The sequence below is a fragment of the Pantoea sp. YU22 genome, assembly GCF_003970755.1.
Taxonomy (GTDB): domain Bacteria; phylum Pseudomonadota; class Gammaproteobacteria; order Enterobacterales; family Enterobacteriaceae; genus Pantoea; species Pantoea piersonii.
The window spans coordinates 726206-743100 of sequence record NZ_RYDU01000001.1; the positions used below are offsets into that span (position 1 = coordinate 726206).

General features: G+C 57.3%; 15 protein-coding genes. 9 read left to right on the forward strand and 6 right to left on the reverse strand.

Annotated features, from left to right (window positions below; translation table 11 throughout):
* Nucleotides 1-106 precede the first annotated feature (106 nt).
* The 7 genes from EKL29_RS03515 to EKL29_RS03550 all read left to right on the forward strand — a co-directional run bounded on the left by EKL29_RS03515 (nt 107) and on the right by EKL29_RS03550 (nt 6782).
* Nucleotides 107-745 carry an RpiB/LacA/LacB family sugar-phosphate isomerase gene (locus EKL29_RS03515; protein WP_126688856.1) on the forward strand — a complete coding sequence of 213 codons (639 nt, stop codon included), beginning with the start codon at nt 107-109 and terminating at the stop codon, nt 743-745.
* A 240-nt stretch (nt 746-985) separates the two neighbouring features.
* Nucleotides 986-1813, forward strand: a complete 828-nt coding sequence (locus EKL29_RS03520) for an MBL fold metallo-hydrolase (protein ID WP_120452564.1) — start codon at nt 986-988, stop codon at nt 1811-1813.
* Nucleotides 1814-1912: 99 nt separating this feature from the next.
* Entirely contained in the window at nt 1913-3028 is a 1116-nt protein-coding gene (locus tag EKL29_RS03525; RefSeq protein WP_126688857.1) for an ABC transporter substrate-binding protein, read from the forward strand.
* 128 nt (nt 3029-3156) lie between these two features.
* On the forward strand, nt 3157-3564 hold the full coding sequence (locus EKL29_RS03530) for a DUF2231 domain-containing protein (RefSeq protein WP_120452568.1): 408 nt from the start codon (nt 3157-3159) through the stop codon (nt 3562-3564).
* Between the two features lie 12 nt (nt 3565-3576).
* Nucleotides 3577-4869 carry a sorbosone dehydrogenase family protein gene (locus EKL29_RS03535; protein ID WP_120452569.1) on the forward strand — a complete coding sequence of 431 codons (1293 nt, stop codon included), beginning with the start codon at nt 3577-3579 and terminating at the stop codon, nt 4867-4869.
* A 630-nt stretch (nt 4870-5499) separates the two neighbouring features.
* Nucleotides 5500-6129: a DapH/DapD/GlmU-related protein gene (locus EKL29_RS03545; protein WP_126688858.1), complete on the forward strand. Its 630-nt coding sequence runs from the start codon at nt 5500-5502 to the stop codon at nt 6127-6129.
* 38 nt (nt 6130-6167) lie between these two features.
* Nucleotides 6168-6782 carry a glutathione S-transferase family protein gene (locus EKL29_RS03550; protein WP_126688859.1) on the forward strand — a complete coding sequence of 205 codons (615 nt, stop codon included), beginning with the start codon at nt 6168-6170 and terminating at the stop codon, nt 6780-6782.
* A 12-nt stretch (nt 6783-6794) separates the two neighbouring features.
* On the opposite strand, the gene EKL29_RS03555 is transcribed toward EKL29_RS03550, so the two are convergent.
* Entirely contained in the window at nt 6795-8114 is a 1320-nt protein-coding gene (locus EKL29_RS03555; RefSeq protein WP_126688860.1) for an MFS transporter, read from the reverse strand.
* 466 nt (nt 8115-8580) lie between these two features.
* Between EKL29_RS03555 and EKL29_RS03560 the strand changes: the two genes are divergently transcribed.
* On the forward strand, nt 8581-10935 hold the full coding sequence (locus tag EKL29_RS03560; RefSeq protein WP_126688861.1) for a membrane-bound PQQ-dependent dehydrogenase, glucose/quinate/shikimate family: 2355 nt from the start codon (nt 8581-8583) through the stop codon (nt 10933-10935).
* Nucleotides 10936-10995: 60 nt separating this feature from the next.
* Here the strand turns inward: EKL29_RS03560 and EKL29_RS03565 are convergent, their stop codons facing one another.
* Complete coding sequence (locus EKL29_RS03565) at nt 10996-12474, reverse strand: catalase (protein ID WP_126688862.1); 1479 nt, start codon at nt 12472-12474, stop codon at nt 10996-10998.
* Nucleotides 12475-12633: 159 nt separating this feature from the next.
* Nucleotides 12634-13374 carry an NADPH-dependent oxidoreductase gene (locus EKL29_RS03570; RefSeq protein ID WP_126688863.1) on the reverse strand — a complete coding sequence of 247 codons (741 nt, stop codon included), beginning with the start codon at nt 13372-13374 and terminating at the stop codon, nt 12634-12636.
* A gap of 286 nt (nt 13375-13660) precedes the next feature.
* Between EKL29_RS03570 and EKL29_RS03575 the strand changes: the two genes are divergently transcribed.
* Nucleotides 13661-14788 carry a beta-propeller fold lactonase family protein gene (locus EKL29_RS03575; protein WP_311778958.1) on the forward strand — a complete coding sequence of 376 codons (1128 nt, stop codon included), beginning with the start codon at nt 13661-13663 and terminating at the stop codon, nt 14786-14788.
* 57 nt (nt 14789-14845) lie between these two features.
* Here the strand turns inward: EKL29_RS03575 and EKL29_RS03580 are convergent, their stop codons facing one another.
* From EKL29_RS03580 to EKL29_RS03590, 3 genes are all read right to left on the reverse strand, one after another.
* A complete protein-coding gene (locus EKL29_RS03580) occupies nt 14846-15730 on the reverse strand; it encodes an Rpn family recombination-promoting nuclease/putative transposase (RefSeq protein ID WP_126688864.1) in 885 nt (294 codons plus the stop codon).
* Between the two features lie 346 nt (nt 15731-16076).
* Nucleotides 16077-16325 (reverse strand): hypothetical protein, encoded by a 249-nt coding sequence (locus EKL29_RS03585; RefSeq protein WP_120452585.1) that lies wholly within the window; start codon nt 16323-16325, stop codon nt 16077-16079.
* A gap of 143 nt (nt 16326-16468) precedes the next feature.
* The gene (locus EKL29_RS03590) at nt 16469-16894 is read right to left on the reverse strand and encodes a hypothetical protein (protein WP_120452587.1); all 426 of its coding nucleotides are present in this window, start codon (nt 16892-16894) and stop codon (nt 16469-16471) included.
* Nucleotide 16895: the final 1 nt, after the last annotated feature.

Sequence of the window (16895 nt, forward strand, 5' to 3'; positions counted from 1 at the left end):
GCCGTTTTTGTGACTCTCATCACGGCACGGCGTACGATTAACGCATGCACTTTAGCCGCTTTTGATTAAAATGAAACGGTGTTTCATAAATAATTAAGGGCAGATCATGAAAATCGCATTAATGATGGAAAACAGCCAGGCGGCTAAAAACGCTGTTGTGCGCAAGGAGCTGGAAAATGTGGCACAGCCGCTGGGCCATCAGGTCTTTAACGTTGGCATGAGCGACGAGCAGGATCACCATCTGACCTATATTCACCTCGGTATCATGGCCAGCGTGCTGCTGAACAGCAAGGCGGTCGATTTTGTTGTCGCCGGCTGCGGTACCGGGCAGGGCGCGCTGATCTCTCTTAATCTGCATCCGGGCGTGGTCTGCGGCTACTGTATCGATCCGGCGGACGCCTACCTGTTTGCCCAGATCAACAACGGCAATGCGCTGGCCCTGCCGTTCGCCAAAGGCTTCGGCTGGGGCGCGGAGCTTAACCTGCGCTTTATTTTTGAAAAAGCCTTCACCGGTGAAAAAGGGCTGGGCTATCCGCCAGAGCGGAAAGAGCCGCAGGTGCGCAACGCCGGTATCCTCAATCAGGTCAAAGCGGCGATGCTGAAAGAGAACTATCTCGATACGCTGCGCGCGCTGGATCCAGAACTGGTGCGCACTGCGCTCAGCGGCCCCCGTCTGCAACACTGCCTGTTCGAACATGGCCAGGTGCCGGAAATCGCCGATTTCGTGCGTCAGATGGCGCAGTAACGCTTTTGCTGGCGTGCGGTGTTCACCGCGCGCCTCTCTCTTTCCTCCGAACCTCCTCGCCAGCGCCGCGCCTTTTTTATCCCGCTCCTGGCGCGTGTGAATACGCACGCAATGAAGAATTTACCCAGACGATTGTGCCGCTCACGCTTGCAGATGCGGCAGAGCTGACCATTATTGTTTATTAACCCGTTCATCATTAACCGGCTTTTGACCGACAGGGCGAAAGGCAAGGAGGAAGAAATGCGCGTTCATCACCTTAACTGCGGCTGTATGTGTCCCTTTGGCGGCGCGCTCTATGACGGATTCAGCCGCTCGCCGATGGCGCACCTCAGCTGCCATTGTCTGCTGCTGGAGACAGACGCGCACGGGCTGGTGCTGGTGGACACCGGCTTTGGCCTGCAGGATATGGCGCGTCCCGGCCATCGTCTGTCAGGTTTTTTTCGGCTGTTTAACAATATTCAGTTCGACCGCAAACTCAGCGCATGGCAGCAGGTTGTCGATCTCGGTTTTAAACCAGAGGATGTACGCCATATTATCCTGACGCATCTCGATTTCGACCATGCGGGCGGCATCAGCGACTTTCCCCACGCACGCGTGCATCTGCTGCAGCGGGAGCTGGATACGGCGCCAGTGCGGCAGAGCTGGCTGCAGCGGCAGCGTTTTCGTCCGCAGCAGTGGGGCAATCACAGCGGCTGGCGCGGCTATGCTACCGGCGGCGAGCGCTGGTTCGGCTTTGATGCGGTGAGGGCGCTCGACGATCTTAACGACGAAGTACTGCTGGTGCCGCTGCCCGGCCACACGCTGGGGCATGCGGGCGTCGCGGTGCGCCAGGGCGACGGCTGGCTGCTGCACGGCGGCGACGCCTGGTTTTACCGCGAGGAGATGCGCCAGCCGGAGCGTCACTGCACGCCCGGCCTGCGGTTCTACCAGTGGATGATGTGCAGCGATCGCGAAGCCTGGCGCACCAATCAACAGCGGCTGCGCGCGCTCTCCCTGCAACCCGACGCGAAGGTGACGCTGTTCTGCAGCCACGATCGACGCGAGCTGGGCCTGCTTGACGGCCGTTGACAACATTTTTCTCCGCCTCTTCTCCTTTAACCCATTTTGCGTGATAGTAACGGCGCTTTACACAAATAATTATCATTATCATTTGTATGGGTTAGTTGAATGAAAAAATGGATGTTAGCGCTGGGATTGTTATGCATAACGGGAACGACTGCGGCCAAAACTATTACTGACGTGGCGGGCCGTCAGGTTGAGGTCGCCGACGAGTCGAAACGTATTATCTTAGGCGAGGGGCGACAGATCTATCTGCTGGCGGCGTTCGATACCGATGCGCCGTTTCAACGCGTGGTGGGGTGGCGCGACGACTTTCACAAAGCGGACTGGGATGGCTATCGGGCCTATGAAGCGCGTTATCCGCAAATTAAGAGGCTGCCGACTTTCGGCGGCGCGAAAGACGGCACCTTTAACGTCGAACAGGCGCTGACCCTGAAGCCCGATCTGGTGCTGATGAACCTGGAGTCGAGAGCGGCGACTGATGAAGGGAAGCTGATTGAGAAGCTGCAGGCGGTTGGCGTTCCGGTCGTCTTTATCGACTTTCGCGAAGCGCCGATGGTTAACGCGGAAAAAAGCATTCGCATTATGGGCGAACTGCTGAATAAACCCGAACGCGCGCAGGCGATTATCGATTTTCGCCACCAGCAGATCGAACGCGTAACCGCGCGGCTTCAGGATTTTCGCGGCACGCGCCCGAAAGTGATGATTGACCGCGCAGGCGGCTATACCGATGAGTGCTGCATGTCATTCGGCAATGAAAACTTCGGCCAGATGGTGGAGATCGCGGGCGGGAACAATATAGCGAAGGAGTTGATCCCCGGCACCTTCGGCACGCTTAATCCGGAGCAGATTATCGCCAGCCGTCCCGACGTCATGGTGGTAACCGGCGCTAACTGGAAGAATTACAATACCGTCGGCAAATGGGTTGGCGTTGGGCCGGGCGCCGACACGAAGGAAGCCGAAGCGCGCCTGCGCAGGTTGATGATGCGCGACGCCTTTAAAACCCTGCCGGTCGCGCATAACGGGCACGCGCACGCTATCTGGCATCAGTTCTATGACAGTCCTTACCAGTTCGTCGCCATCCAGGCGCTGGCGAAGTGGCTACATCCCGATCTCTTTGCCGATCTCGATCCGGACGCCACGTTCCGCGAATTTCACGAGAAGTTTTTACCCCTGCCTTATCAGCCGGGCTACTGGGTAACGCTGCCCGCCGACAAGCGCTGAGGCCCATGCTGCGGCAGGGACGCCGCATCATCTCCTGAATCTTTCCGTCATCTTTCTTCATATTTACTAATATTTTACAGGCGCGGCGCGTTTTACGCGCTCTATCGCTCAATGACATGGAGATGATAATGACCAGAACCTCGGGACGATCGGCTTTCGCCGTGGCGCTTTACACGCTGTTCGAACCTGTGCCGCTCGGCTTTTTCGTGGCGGCATGGATCTTCGACATTATTTACCTTAACAGTTTCGTCGTGGAGTGGACGCACGCCGCCAGCTGGCTGATCGCCATCGGGCTGGTCATCGCCATTGTTCCGCGTCTTATCGCCCTGATTGACCTCTTTCGCGGCAGCAGTCGCGCGGAGAAGGTGCATTTCTGGATCACTCTGCTGGCGATAGCGCTGGCGATTGTGAACGCCTTTGTTCACAGCCGCGACGCTTACGCCGTGGTGCCGTCCGGCGTAACGCTGTCGACGCTTGTGGTGGCGCTGATGCTGATCGCCAACGTTCAACTTGCGCTGCGTCAGCGCACAGCTTAAGGAGAAGCATCGATGAAAAAGCAAACGCTTATCGCTATGGCGCTGACCGCGCTTCTCGCTGGCTGCGACAGCGGCGCGCAGCTCGATCCGCAGAAGCAGACGGGGCCGAACCCGGAACTGCCGGAAGCGAAGAACTTCTTTATGCCGCCGATGCAGGTGCCGGAAGGGGTGCCGTGGAAGCAGGGCGAAATGCCGAAGGTCGCGCAGGGACTGAAGATTGAGAAGATCGCCGAAAATCTCAAACATCCGCGCCAGGTGCTGACGCTGCCGAACGGTGACGTGCTGGTGGCGGAGGCAAACGGTCCGGCCAAACCTACCACGCGGCCCAAACAGCTGATCATGGGCATCGTGCAGAAAGCCTCTGGGAAAGGCGGCGAGGGCGGCAACCGCATCACGCTGCTGCGCAACGTGAACGGCAAATGGGAGCAGCACACCTTTATTGAAAATCTCTTTTCGCCCTTCGGCATGCAGCTCATCGGCAATACGCTGTATGTCGCCAATGCCGATAGCCTGGTGAAATTCCCTTATCAGGAGGGCGAAACCGAGATCCGCACCCCGCCGCAGCTGGTTACCGATCTTCCGGGCGGTCCCATTAACCACCACTGGACTAAATCGCTGGTCGCCAGCCCCGACGGCAGCAAGCTCTATGTCGGTATCGGCTCCAACAGCAATATTACCGAGAACGGCATCGGTGCCGAATACCATCGCGCCGCCGTGCTGGAAGTGGACGCTGCGACCGGTGCGAGTCGCCTTTACGCCACCGGGCTGCGTAACCCGACCGGCCTGCAGTGGGAGCCGCAGAGCAACCGTCTGTGGGCTATTGTCAACGAGCGCGACGAAATCGGCTCCGACCTGGTGCCGGACTATATGACCGCCGTGCAGGAGAACGGGTTTTACGGCTGGCCTTACAGCTATTTCGGTCAGCATGTGGATACGCGCGCACAGCCGCAGCGTCCCGATCTGGTCGCGAAAGCGATCAAGCCGGACTATGCGCTCAGCTCGCACGTCGCGCCGCTGGGTCTGCTCTTCTATCAGGCGGACAATATGCCGCAGTATCGCGGCGGTGCCTTCGTCAGCGAGCATGGCAGCTGGAACCGCACGCCGCTTAACGGCTATCAGGTGGTGTGGGTGAAATTTGAAAATGGCAAACCGGTCGGCATGCCGCAGCCGGTCGTAACCGGGTTTCTTACCGACGATCAGAAGCAGGTAAGGGGCTTGCCGGTAGGACTGGCAGCCGATCGTCAGGGCGGGCTGTTAATTGCGGATGACGCCGGCAATACGGTGTGGCGCGTTAGCGCGAAGTAATAAATCGCAGGCATAAAAAAAGGATTTGGCGTCATGGCCAAATCCTTTCTTTTTTTGTTCGCTTAGCGGCTGGTGACCGCGCTGCGAACGAGGTGCTCAGCACTCTCCACAAGTGCGATTCTAAATAGCGCAGAGAAATATTTCAAGTTTCGCCAAAATACTGTATGGTTATACAGGTGTTGGGCGCGAAGCGGACCTCCAGCTGACTGGCGGCTCCCAGGGGCACGGTTTTGAAAATCCCGGCAGGCATCAGGTGGTGCTGGCCTGTGGCTTTAGCAACGAGTGCCGCTCAGCGCTCTCCACAAGATGTGCTTAGGCGCCCGGCGGGTAGAGTCAAAGCCTCGGTAGCCGAACAGCGCGCTCCTGTTGAAGGAGAAGGAAAGTGATGGAACTGATTAGATTGCTCCTGGATCTTATCCGGGTCATCTTGCAGATCATCGTTGCCCTTTTGCAACTGACCGGCCAGGCTCACTAGCCGGAACTTGAATAAAGGCGGAGCTGACCACTCCGCCTTTTTCGTCGGGTTTACCTCTCTGTCTTCTGGCTGTCATCTTCGCCCGTTACCGTCAGCGCTGTTTCCGGCGCGCCGGGCGCGCGGCTTATCCAGACATCTGACCAGACGAGGCTTTTATGTCTTTACACGCCATCTCTTCCGCCAGACTGCAGCAAACCTTTATTCATGACAGCGTACGTATGCGCGACACCCTTGTGGGGCAGCAGTGCGAAATCCTGGCGCACAGCTATCTCGAATACAGCACGCTGGGCGACTTCTCCTACCTTGGCGAACACTGCAACGTGGCGGACGCGCAAATAGGCCGCTTTACCGCTATCGCCAACCATGTGCGGCTGGGCGCGCCGAATCATCCGATGGAGCGCGCTTCGCAGCACCGTTTCACCTATTGCCCGGAGTATTATGACGCCAGCGCCGCGCGCGACAGCGGCTTTTTTGCCGACCGGCGCGCCGCACGCGTGATCGTCGGCCATGACGTCTGGATTGGCCACGGCGTGATAGTGCTGCCCGGCGTTACGATCGGCAACGGCGCGGTGCTGGCGGCAGGCGCGGTGGTGACTAAAGATGTCGCGCCCTACAGCGTAGTGGGCGGCGTGCCGGCGAAACCGATCCGCATGCGCTTTACGCCCGCCATCGCCGCGCGCCTGCAGCAGATCGCCTGGTGGGAGTGGCCGCTGGAGAAGCTGATGGCGAACCTGGCTGATTTTCAGTCTGGCGACATTGAGCGCTTCTGCGAACGCCACGGCTGACTACACTTAACCGATCGCAACCCAAACAGGAGAGCGCTATGTTTACGCTCTATGGCGTACCGGGCTGGGGATCGGCTATCAGCGAACTGATGTTCTGCCTTTGCCGCGAGCCTTATCACTGGGTGGATGTGTCTGGTTTTGACCAGCCGGGCGAAGCGCGCGCGCGGCTGCTGGCGCTTAACCCGCTGGGGCAGGTGCCTGTTTTGCAGAAAGAGGATGGCGCGGTGCTGACGGAGAGCGCTGCCATTGCGCTGATGCTGGCGGATCGCAACCCTGCGCTGCTCCCACCGGTCGGCAGCGCCCAGCGCGAGCGTTTTTACCACTGGCTGGTATGGCTGGTCGCTGCTATCTATCCCACCTTTACCTACGGCGACTACCCGCAACGCTGGACAGCTTCCGGCGCGGAGGAGCTGAAACAGAGCACCGACGCCCATCGCGAAAGCGGCTATCGCTGGCTTGAGTCGCAGCTCGGCGAGAGCGCTTTTCTGCTGGGCGATAATATTACGCCGCTTGACGCTTATCTGCCGGTGCTGGTGAGCTGGCAACCGCGCGAGGCCTGGTTTCAGGCCAACACGCCGAAGCTGTGGGCGATTGCGCAGCGCGTTAAGAGGCGGGAAGAGCTACAGACCGTGATCGCGCGCAACCATCTGTAGCAGGTCCCGCTGTTACAGCGCCTGCTGCGCGACGCCGGGCGCGTTCTCTGGCTGAAGACGTTTCTCCGGCTGCAGCAGCGTCATCGCCAGCATACTGCCCAGCGCAACCCCTGCGGTTACGGTAAACATCGCATTGTAGCCGTAATACTCCGCCAGCCAGCCGCACAGCATCGGCGAAACGATCGAGGCGAGATTGGCGATAGCCAGCGTCATGCCGCTGAAGGCGCCGACAGACGCTTTAGGCGTCACGTCGATCACCACAGACCAGTAAACGTTATTGACCATCGCATTCAGCGCGTTGCCAAGCGTCATCAGCGCAATAATCGCCGTTGCCGATCCGATGTAAGGGATAGCCATAAAACAGCAGGCGGTGCCCAGTAGCGTGACGGCGGCAAACAGGTTGCGCGCCACGCGCAGGTTACGGAAACGCGTCAGCAGGCGATCAGCGAGGCGGCCGCCGAACAGGACGGTAAGGCAGGCTCCGCTCCAGGGGATCATGGCGACGTACCAGAGCGAATGAAGATCGTAATGGAAGCTATCCTGAAGGTATTTCGGCAGCCAGGTCACCAGCGTAAAGGTGATATAGAGAAAGGAGAAATAGCCCAGCGCATTACACACCAGGGTACGGCTGGTAAAGAAGCGCCACCAGGGCAGCGGCGCATCGTCATGCGCGTCCTGGCTCTGCCCGCTACGGATCAGCGCCCGCTCCGCCGCGTTTACCGCAGGCTGCTGATCGGGGGCGTCGCGGAAGGTGCGCGCAAACAGCAGCATCGCCAGCAGCGAGAAGACGCCCAGCAGGATAAACATCATGCGCCAGTCGTGGGTCAGCAGCAGCAGGCCGACCGCAATCGGCGCAGTCAACAGCGAGCCGGCCTGCGTAGAGAGTAAGCCAATGCCCAGCGCGAAACCCCGCTCGTTATCCGGCGCCCAGTGGGCGATCGCCTTGTTCATCAGCGCATAGGCGGGGCCTTCGGAAAAGCCGAACAGAATGCGCAGGGCGGCAAACCCCATAATCGCCGAGCCGCCAAACAGCGCCATACCCAGATCGCCCGCCCAGGCGGTAGCGATCTCCAGCAGCGACCAGAGCACGCCTGCCATCAGCCACACTTTTCGGGTGCCAAGCCGATCCGCAAGGAAACCGCCGCACAGCGAGCCGAAGAGATAACCAAACCCGAAATAGCTCAGCACCGCGCCCAGCTGCACTTTATTGAAGTGATATTCCTGCGAGATGGCGTTAGCGGCGAATGACAGTGCTCCGCGATCGATGTAGTTGATCAGCGCGACAAAGAACAACAGCGAAAAAATAACGTAACGATAGCGACTCGGCTGCATCTTGCTTCTCCTGCATGAATAAGGTCAGCATGAGACAAGCAAGATTGATGCCGGAATTCCTCACAACAGGCTGGCAGGGCGTTTCAGGCGGATCAGGCCTTGTCTGGCGTTAAAACAAACTCGTTCGCGCCTCATCCGGGTGCAGTAAAAGCCGCTTTGTGAGGTCGGGAAGGCCTGGGAAGCCCGGCCAGCGTTAAGTAAATGTGATTTTTCTGACAGCGGCCTGAACAAAAGATGCGATAAAGCAAGGGAATTAATTAGCCGCGCGCTATCAATATCAGCAGCGCCCTGGTCATCCCGCCCCTGAGCAGAGAGCATGTTCCTGTTTCGCCAGCCCCTCATTCGTTAGCCCTGCTTAAGTCATGGTATATAAACAGTTTTTACGAAAAATTTACCTAAGTTAAAATAACGTTGAAGTTATGTGTATTTATTTTATTTCGACCCTTGAATGAGGAAGAGAAGGATCATGGTTAACAAGCTAACCAGTATCGTGATGGCGATTGTCGCCGTTGCGATGCTCTATATGGGCGGAAAGCTTCTGCTGCTGGGGGGCAGCGCGTTTTATGCGCTGATGGCCGCAGGCTTACTGCTCGCAGCGATACTGCTGTTTCTCAATAAACGTAGCGCCTTAACGCTTTACGCGCTGCTGATGTGGATTACGCTGTTCTGGACCGTCTGGGAAGTCGGCTTCGATAAATGGCAGTGGATCCCGCGCGGTGACCTGTTTGGTCTGTTCGGCGTGTGGCTGGCGCTGCCCTGGGTAGTGCGTCCGCTTACCCAGCGCACGTTCCATCCTTTCCTGGGCTCCACGGTGGTGATTATGATCGCCCTGGTTATCGGCCTCTGCTTTTACGATCCGCTGCCGCAGCAGGGAACCATTACTAATGCGCGCACGCCGTCAGCTTCGACCGGCGCCGGCAATGACTGGACGGCCTATGGCGGCTCCACCAATGGGCAGCGCTTCTCTTCGCTGAATCAGATCACCAAAGACAATGTGAAGAATCTTGAGGTGGCCTGGACTTATCACACCGGCGATCTGCGTAAAAGTGATGACGCTACCGAGTATACCTTCGAGGCGACGCCGCTGAAGGCTAACGGCATGCTCTACTTCTGTACGCCGCATAACGAGGTGCATGCGCTTGATCCTGAAACCGGCGCGGTGAAATGGAAATATGCGCCGCCGCAGGATCGCTCCTATATGCAGCAGCACCAGACCTGTCGCGGCGTCGGCTTTTATGACGGCGGCAGCGCGGCGGCGGAGAGCAGCGCCTCGCAGCCTGCCATCTGCCGTAAGCGTATCTTTAACGCCACGACCGATGCGCAGCTGGTGGCGCTGGATGCCGACAGCGGCAAGCCATGCGCTGATTTCGGCCAGAACGGCGTGGTCGATCTGCATGTCAATATGGGCGAAGTGCGCCCGCATGCGCTGATGCAAACGTCAGCGCCGCTGGTTGCAGGCAATCTGGTGATTGTCGGCGGCTCGGTAATGGACAACGGCTTTAACCGCGGCAACCCGTCCGGCGTCATCCGCGCCTATGACGTGACCACGGGTCGTCTGGTGTGGAACTTCGATCCTGCGAATCCTGACCAAACCCAGCCGATTGCGGCGGATGCGAGCTATCCGCAGGATACGCCTGTGGCCTGGGCGACGCTGAGCGCCGACCTGAAGAATGGCCTGGTCTACGTGCCTTTCGGCAACGCTTCGCCGGATGAAGTGGGCATCGAGCGCGATCCCAACAGCAATACGGAGAAATTCCGCGATGCGCTGGTGGCGCTGGATCTGAAAACCGGCGCCTTTAAATGGCGTTATCAGAGCGCTAATCACGATCTCTGGGACCGCGATAATCCGTCTCAGCCGTCGCTGGTGGATATCGACTACCAGGGCAGCCAGCAGCCAGCGGTCATCCTGCCGACCAAAACCGGCAACCTGTTCGTGCTCAATCGCCTGACCGGTCAGCCGATCTATCCGGTTAACCAGGTGAAGGTATCGACTGAAGGCGGCGTCGAGGGCGAGAAGTTCGCGGCCACGCAGCCGGTCTCCAGCCTGAACTTTATTCCGCAGCCGCTGACGGAAAAGGCGATGTGGGGTATTACGCCGTTTGACCAGATGAGCTGCCGTATCGACTTCCACGAGCTGCGCTACGACGGCAATCCATGGACGCCAGCGACAGAGAAGGGCTCGTTGATTTTCCCGGGCAATTTCGGCGTGTTTAACTGGGGTTCCGTCGCGGTTGATCCCGAGCGTCAGCTGTTGATTGCCGCGCCGGTGCGTCTGGCCTATAAGTACAACCTGATCAAACGTACGCCTTCGACCGAAACCGAGCGTCTGTTTACGAAGGATGGCTCCCCTTACTGGAACGAAAACTTCCATGGTGACTACGCTATCCATATTCAGCAGTTTTCGTCAGCGCTGGGCATACCCTGTATCGCGCCGCCGTGGGGCCGTATGGTTGGCGTCGATCTGAAAACCGGCAAAACCGAATGGCTGCGCCGCGTCGGCAACACGAAAAACCTGAATACCACCTTCCTGCCGGGTCGTTTCCCGATCGGTTTCCCGATGGGCATGGTGGCGCACGGTGGTCCGCTGGTGACGGCGGGAGATGTTGTGTTCCATGGCGCGACGGCGGATAACTTCTTCCGCGCCTATGACAGCACCACCGGCGCGCTGCTGTGGCAAACCGAGCTGAGCGCAGGCGCGCAGGCCACGCCTTCAACCTTTATGGGTAAAGATGGCAAGCAGTATGTGGTGATTGCCGCTGGCGGCCACGGTTCGATGGGAACCCAAAGCGGTGACAGCGTGGTGGCGTTCCGCCTGAAATAGCGGAAACGCATCGCGCAGATAAAGATAAAGCGCCCATTCGGGCGCTTTTTTTGTGCAGAATTACGCCTGCGCCTGTCGCTTCGAACGCTCCTCCAGCACCCGCAGCGCGATCCTGTCGCCAATCGCCTGATCGATATTGCGCCAGTATTCAAACGCGCGCGACAGCACCGGCTCCTCTACGCCGTTAAGCAGATGCCCGCTCACATTGTTGACCAGCCGATCGCGCGCCGCGTCATCCATCACTTTATTGATCAGCGTATTGGCCTGACCGAAATCGTCATCATCCTTGCGCAGCGTGTAGGGCGAACGCACCATATCGCCGCTGGCGTGCCAGGTGGCGTCATCCGGATAGCGCTCGCCGTCTGCCGCCGGGCCGCCTTTGCTGTTCGGCGCATAGACCGGATCGGAAACCGGGTGAATACGCATTGCGCCATCTTTGCTGTAGCTGTTGACCGGCGACTGCGGCGCGTTAACCGGGATCTGCTTATAGTTGACGCCAAGGCGGTGGCGGTGCGCGTCGGCGTAGGAGAAGACGCGTCCCAGCAGCATCTTATCGGGGCTGAGGCCGATACCGGGCACCAGGTTATTGGGTTCGAAGGCTGCCTGTTCGATCTGCGCGTGGTTATCGGTGGGGTTGCGGTTCAGCACCAGCTTGCCCACTTTAATCAGCGGATAGTCGGCGTGTGGCCACACCTTGGTCAGATCGAACGGGTTATAGCGATAGGTTTCCGCTTCGGCGAACGGCATGATCTGCATGTAGAGCGTCCAGCTCGGGAAATTGCCCTCCTTAATGGAGAAGAAGAGGTCGCGCGTATGGTGGTCGATATCTTTTCCGGCGAGCGTATCGGCCTCTTCCTGCGTCAGGAACTCAATGCCCTGGTCGGTGTGAAAATGGTATTTCACCCAGAATTTCTTGCCCTCGGCATTTACCCACATGTAGGTGTGACTGGAGTAGCCATTCATATGACGCCAGGTTTTCGGGATGCCGCGGTCGCCCATCAGCCAGGCCACCTGATGCGAGGACTCCGGCGAAAGCGTCCAGAAATCCCACTGCATGTCGTTATCGCGCAGGTTGTTGTCGGCGCGGCGCTTTTGCGAACGAATAAAGTGCTGGAACTTCATCGGATCGCGAATAAAGAAGACCGGCGTGTTGTTTCCCACCAGGTCGTAGTTGCCTTCAGTGGTATAAAACTTGAGGGCGAAACCGCGCGGATCGCGCCAGGTATCCGGGCTGCCGCGCTCGCCCGCGACGGTAGAGAAGCGCAGCAGCACGTCAGTGCGCGTGCCGGGCTGGAACAGGGCGGCTTTGGTATATTTGCTGACGTCATCGGTCACGATAAAGTAGCCGAACGCACCGCTGCCTTTCGCGTGCGGCTGACGTTCCGGGATGCGTTCGCGGTTGAAATTCGCCATCTGCTCAATGAGATAGTGGTCATGCAATACCAGCGGGCCGTCAGGGCCGACCGACAGTGAATGTTCATCGCTGGCAACGGGAATGCCAGCATCCGTCGTTGTCGGTTTACGCTCATCATTGCTCATGGGTTCTCTCCATTTTTATAGGGATATAGCAATGATTAAGCGTAGTTAAGAATCCCGCGTCTGCCGTAGCAGAATGCTGATGATTGCGAAAGGCAGAGAGCGAAAAAAGAGCGCGCAGAGGAGGGGACGCTCAGGCCGTTTGCCTGAGCGCGAGGAGACTTATTTGTCGGTGCCGAAGCCCTGTTTTTTCAGCGCGCCCAGCACGTGCGGGAAGTAGATGTTCTGATAATAGCCGCTGACGCTTTCGCTCCAGCTTTCGCCGTCGGAACGGCCGATATTCTGCCAGTGCTGCACCATCTCCTGATTGTAGGCGGCGATTTTCTCCGCCAGGCCTTCGCTGCGGTAGGTCTCTTCGTGACGGAAGGTCTCCAGCGGCAGACGCGGCTTCTGGTGCGACGGCTCAGCGACATAGCCGATCACGACGCCCGCCACCGGGAAGGTGTATTCCGGCAGTTTCAGCAGCTCGATCAGCGCCTCAGGCTCGCGGCGGATGCCGCCAATCGGCACAATGCCCAGGCCTTCCGCGCGCGCGGCGGCCATAACGGATCCCAGCGCAATACCCACATCGGTAGAGCCGGAAACGATGCTCTCAATACTCTGCTGAGCGATCTGCTCGCGATCGATCGCCTCCATCGCTACGCGGGATTTATGCATATCCAGCACGAAAGTCAGAAACACCGGCGCCTTAGCGATCCACGGCTGGCCGCCGGCGATCCGCGAAATCTCCGCTCGTTTGGCCGCATCTCGGGTCATCACGACGGAAACCTGCTGCGAGTTGACTGACGTCGGCGCGCGGTAAGCGGTGCTGATAATGCGATCCAGAATCGCGTCGTCAACCGGTTGTTCAGTAAAGCTGCGTTCGCTTTTATGGCTGGTAAAAATATCAATTAGTGAATTCATGGATCCTCCAGATGTGGAGGCTAAGAGTAGCAGGTTCGGGCAGGGCCAGATTTAACCGCATTGGTCATTGCTGACAACTTGAGACTTTTTAGAGGATTAGGGGATGTACCGGCAGTGAGCCAGTACACATTTCTGCATTAACGCCAAAATGTTACAGTCGCGCAACGTTTTGAATGCGCTGGCGTTTTGGGCAAACACACAATATGCCTCAGGCAGCTACACATCACCACGTTGCATCCGGCTGCGTATATCTGGAGCAGTAATCCTGACTCTACTGAGGTGACAAATGAACAAAATCCTGGCGCTGCGCCACTCGCTTCTCCTGCTGGGCATGGTTTGTAGCAGTTCGCTGCTGGCGCAGACCTTCGTCTACGTTTCTGCGGCGGACGATGGCAATATCGCGCGTTACGCCTTAAATGATCAAACCGGCGCGCTGAAGCGCCTTGGCGAAACGCCAGCGGGCGGCAAGGTTATGCCGATGGCAATCGGCCCCGATAAAAAAACGCTCTATGCCGCCGTGCGCAGCGAGCCGATGCGGCTGGTGAGCTGGTCTGTTAATCGTAAGACCGGCGCGTTAACGCCAGCGTCAGAGAGCGTCGCCGCTGCAAGCTATCCCTATATTAGTCTGGACAGGCAAGGGCGCTTTTTACTGGCAGCCTCTTACGACAGCGGCGTGGTGCATGTTTATCGCCTGAGTGCGCACGGGAAGGTCGTCACGCCTTTCGTTGAAGAGGTTAAAACCGGCCATGCCGCGCATTCGGTGATTGTCGATGCGACCAGTCGCTTTGCCTATGTTGGCGTGCTGGGCACCGATCGCGTCCTGCAGCTCGCGCTGCATCAGGATGGCCAGCTGACGCCTGTCGGCGAAGGTTTTGCCGCGACGGGAGAGAAAAGCGGGCCGCGGCATTCAGTGCTCTCGCCGGATAATCGCTTCCTCTATAACATCGGAGAGATGAGCGGCAGGATTACCCAGTTTGCTCGCCAGCCAGACGGCGCGCTGCAGAAAATCGCGGAATATCCCAGCGCGGTGGCGGAAAAATATCATTTGCAGCATGGCGTGGAGCGTACGGCCAGCTATAACGACACGACGCCGCGCATCTGGGCCGCCGATATCAAGATCACGCCAGACGGGCGCTTTCTGTATGTTTCGGAACGTACCAGCAGCACGGTAACGGGCTACCGCGTCAGCCAGCAGGATGGAAAGCTACAGCTTATTGACAGCTGGCCGGTAGAAAAACAGCCGCGCGGCATAGCGGTGACGCCGGACGGGCGCTGGTTGATCGCCAGCGGCGAAAAGAGCGCGGTGATTGGCAGCTATGCCATCGCAAAAGAGAGCGGAGCGCTGCGACGCGTCGCCGAAGCGCCGGTTGGTCGGGATGCCAACTGGGTGAGTATTGTGAGCTTTGATAAGTAGCGGGCAGGGGGAATATAAGAAGAACCGCGTAAGTTCGCGGTTCTTTTCCGAACCCGATCAGGGCTGGAGCTGCTTTAGCTCCTGTTCGGTCAGGCCGGTCATTTTCATCACGAATGCATTATTCAGACCGCTTTTCAGCATATTTCTGGCAATTTCCAGGCTGGCTTCACGCTTGCCTTTTTCCATGCCTCGCTGTTCCAGCTGTTCCGCAATGGTCATCAGTTGCTCCTCATGCTGTGGCACATGCCGCGCCAGTTCGCTAAGGGTTAATTCAAGATCGGGCGTTTCGCCGACCTGAAGCATGTAGTTTACCAGCGCGATTACCTGCTGTCTGGTCATAAATTCAGTCCGCATCAGCGTTATCAGCCGATCGAGCAGGCTGCCTAAATCGCGCTGGCGAATATGCTTTTTCAGCAGGGTCAGCGCCGCCATGCTGCGGTGGTGCATAATCTCTTCATCGGGAATAACGGTTACGTCAACCAGCGGGAACGTACCGCTATACAGCGCAGCGGCGTGCTCAGTTTCGCTGAAAAGATCGAGCCAGCAGAGCGAATAAGGATAAGGGCTGCGCTTGCCCTGATAGAACAGAATGGGGATCACCAGCGGTAGTCTGTTATGGCCGGCATCGAGATGGCGCTGCATGCCAGCGATGGCGTAGCGCATCAGGCGAAAGGCCATATGTTTATCCGGTGAACTCTGGTGCTCAATCAAAACCTGCACGTAGCCATCGCCATGGCGCGTTTTCAGCGAGTAAAGCACATCACTGTAGTAAGGACGTAAATCATCTTCGACGAAGCTGCCGGACGCCAGCCTGAGCGTCGACAGGTCACAGATGGCCAGCAACGCGGGCGGCAGATGCAGCGTAATAAAGTCGCGAGCGGTTTTCGGGTGCGACAGAAAGGTTTTGAACACCGCATCGTGCGGCGTGTGAGTGGTCTTCATCCTGAAGCCTCCGCCAGCGTTTTGTCTGCCGGACCATAGCAAAAGCCCGATACGTGGCGAAAGAGGAAAGCGCACAGCAGCCGAGGCGGCCCGCAAATTTACGCCCGGTCTGAAACGGGGTCTTAGCCGTTCAGGGAGAAAGGGGAAGAGTGAAGCATCCGGCGCAGCCCACGCTACGTATTACTGATATCTCATTTAACATAATATACATTATGTGCACCGATATAGAGTCAGGAAGAACCGTTGGTAAATTATTCGCTGAGTCTGTTACCAAGCCTGCTCAATCCCGGACAGCAACAAAAACACGTTTTGTCACTGCCCGGTGTTTTTTAGCGGCTAAAAATGTTCACCACCACCATGCAAACGGCTTATTGCTGACTGGAAATGCGATACCGTCAGCATCACGGCCACGCAAGACCTGATTAAGAAGCTTTTTTACTTCACGACGCTCTGGCCGGGTCATCATCATATTGCGATACCAGGATGGAGATTTATCAAACCATCTGGAACAACTGGTAAAACGTGAACCAACACGACGATAAGATTTCATGCGACCATCGGGAAGCCGATCGCGCCCCCTGCTTTTTACAGCCATAATTAATCCTCTAAGTAAATGAATTACCTAGAAGATGTCTTGCTGCTCATATCCTGTTAGTTTTAAGGCCATAATACAGGTTCCCAAACTAAATCAATTGGTTTCAAACATTAGCGACTAAATCAAAATCTGATTAAAGCTGGTCAGTTCTGCCAGTTAATCATCTCGTCAAGGCCGGACAGTAATGCCGGAAAGTAGCTCTGATCTATGCCAAATGAATCTTTTATGATGACACTTTCAGCGGGATTTTCAGGTCTGAGCGTTAACTCAACTACGATAGAATTATAGGGCACAGGAATAAAACGAAGATTTAACTGATTTTCAGTACTGTCGAACACTACATCAGGCAATTTACTCCCATTAATCAATCCCTGATATAAAGAGGCTATATTTTTCCTCAAATCAATTAACTCCCCAGCACAAAATGATGCCTGATATTGTGTTTTTAACTCAGGAAGTTGATATTCAACATATGTGCTTATCCAGTCATATGCGGGGGCATCTGGGGTGTTTTGTCTTTCGAATGGCGAAAGACGCAATGTTCTTGAGCCACTTACGATTTCTATCATG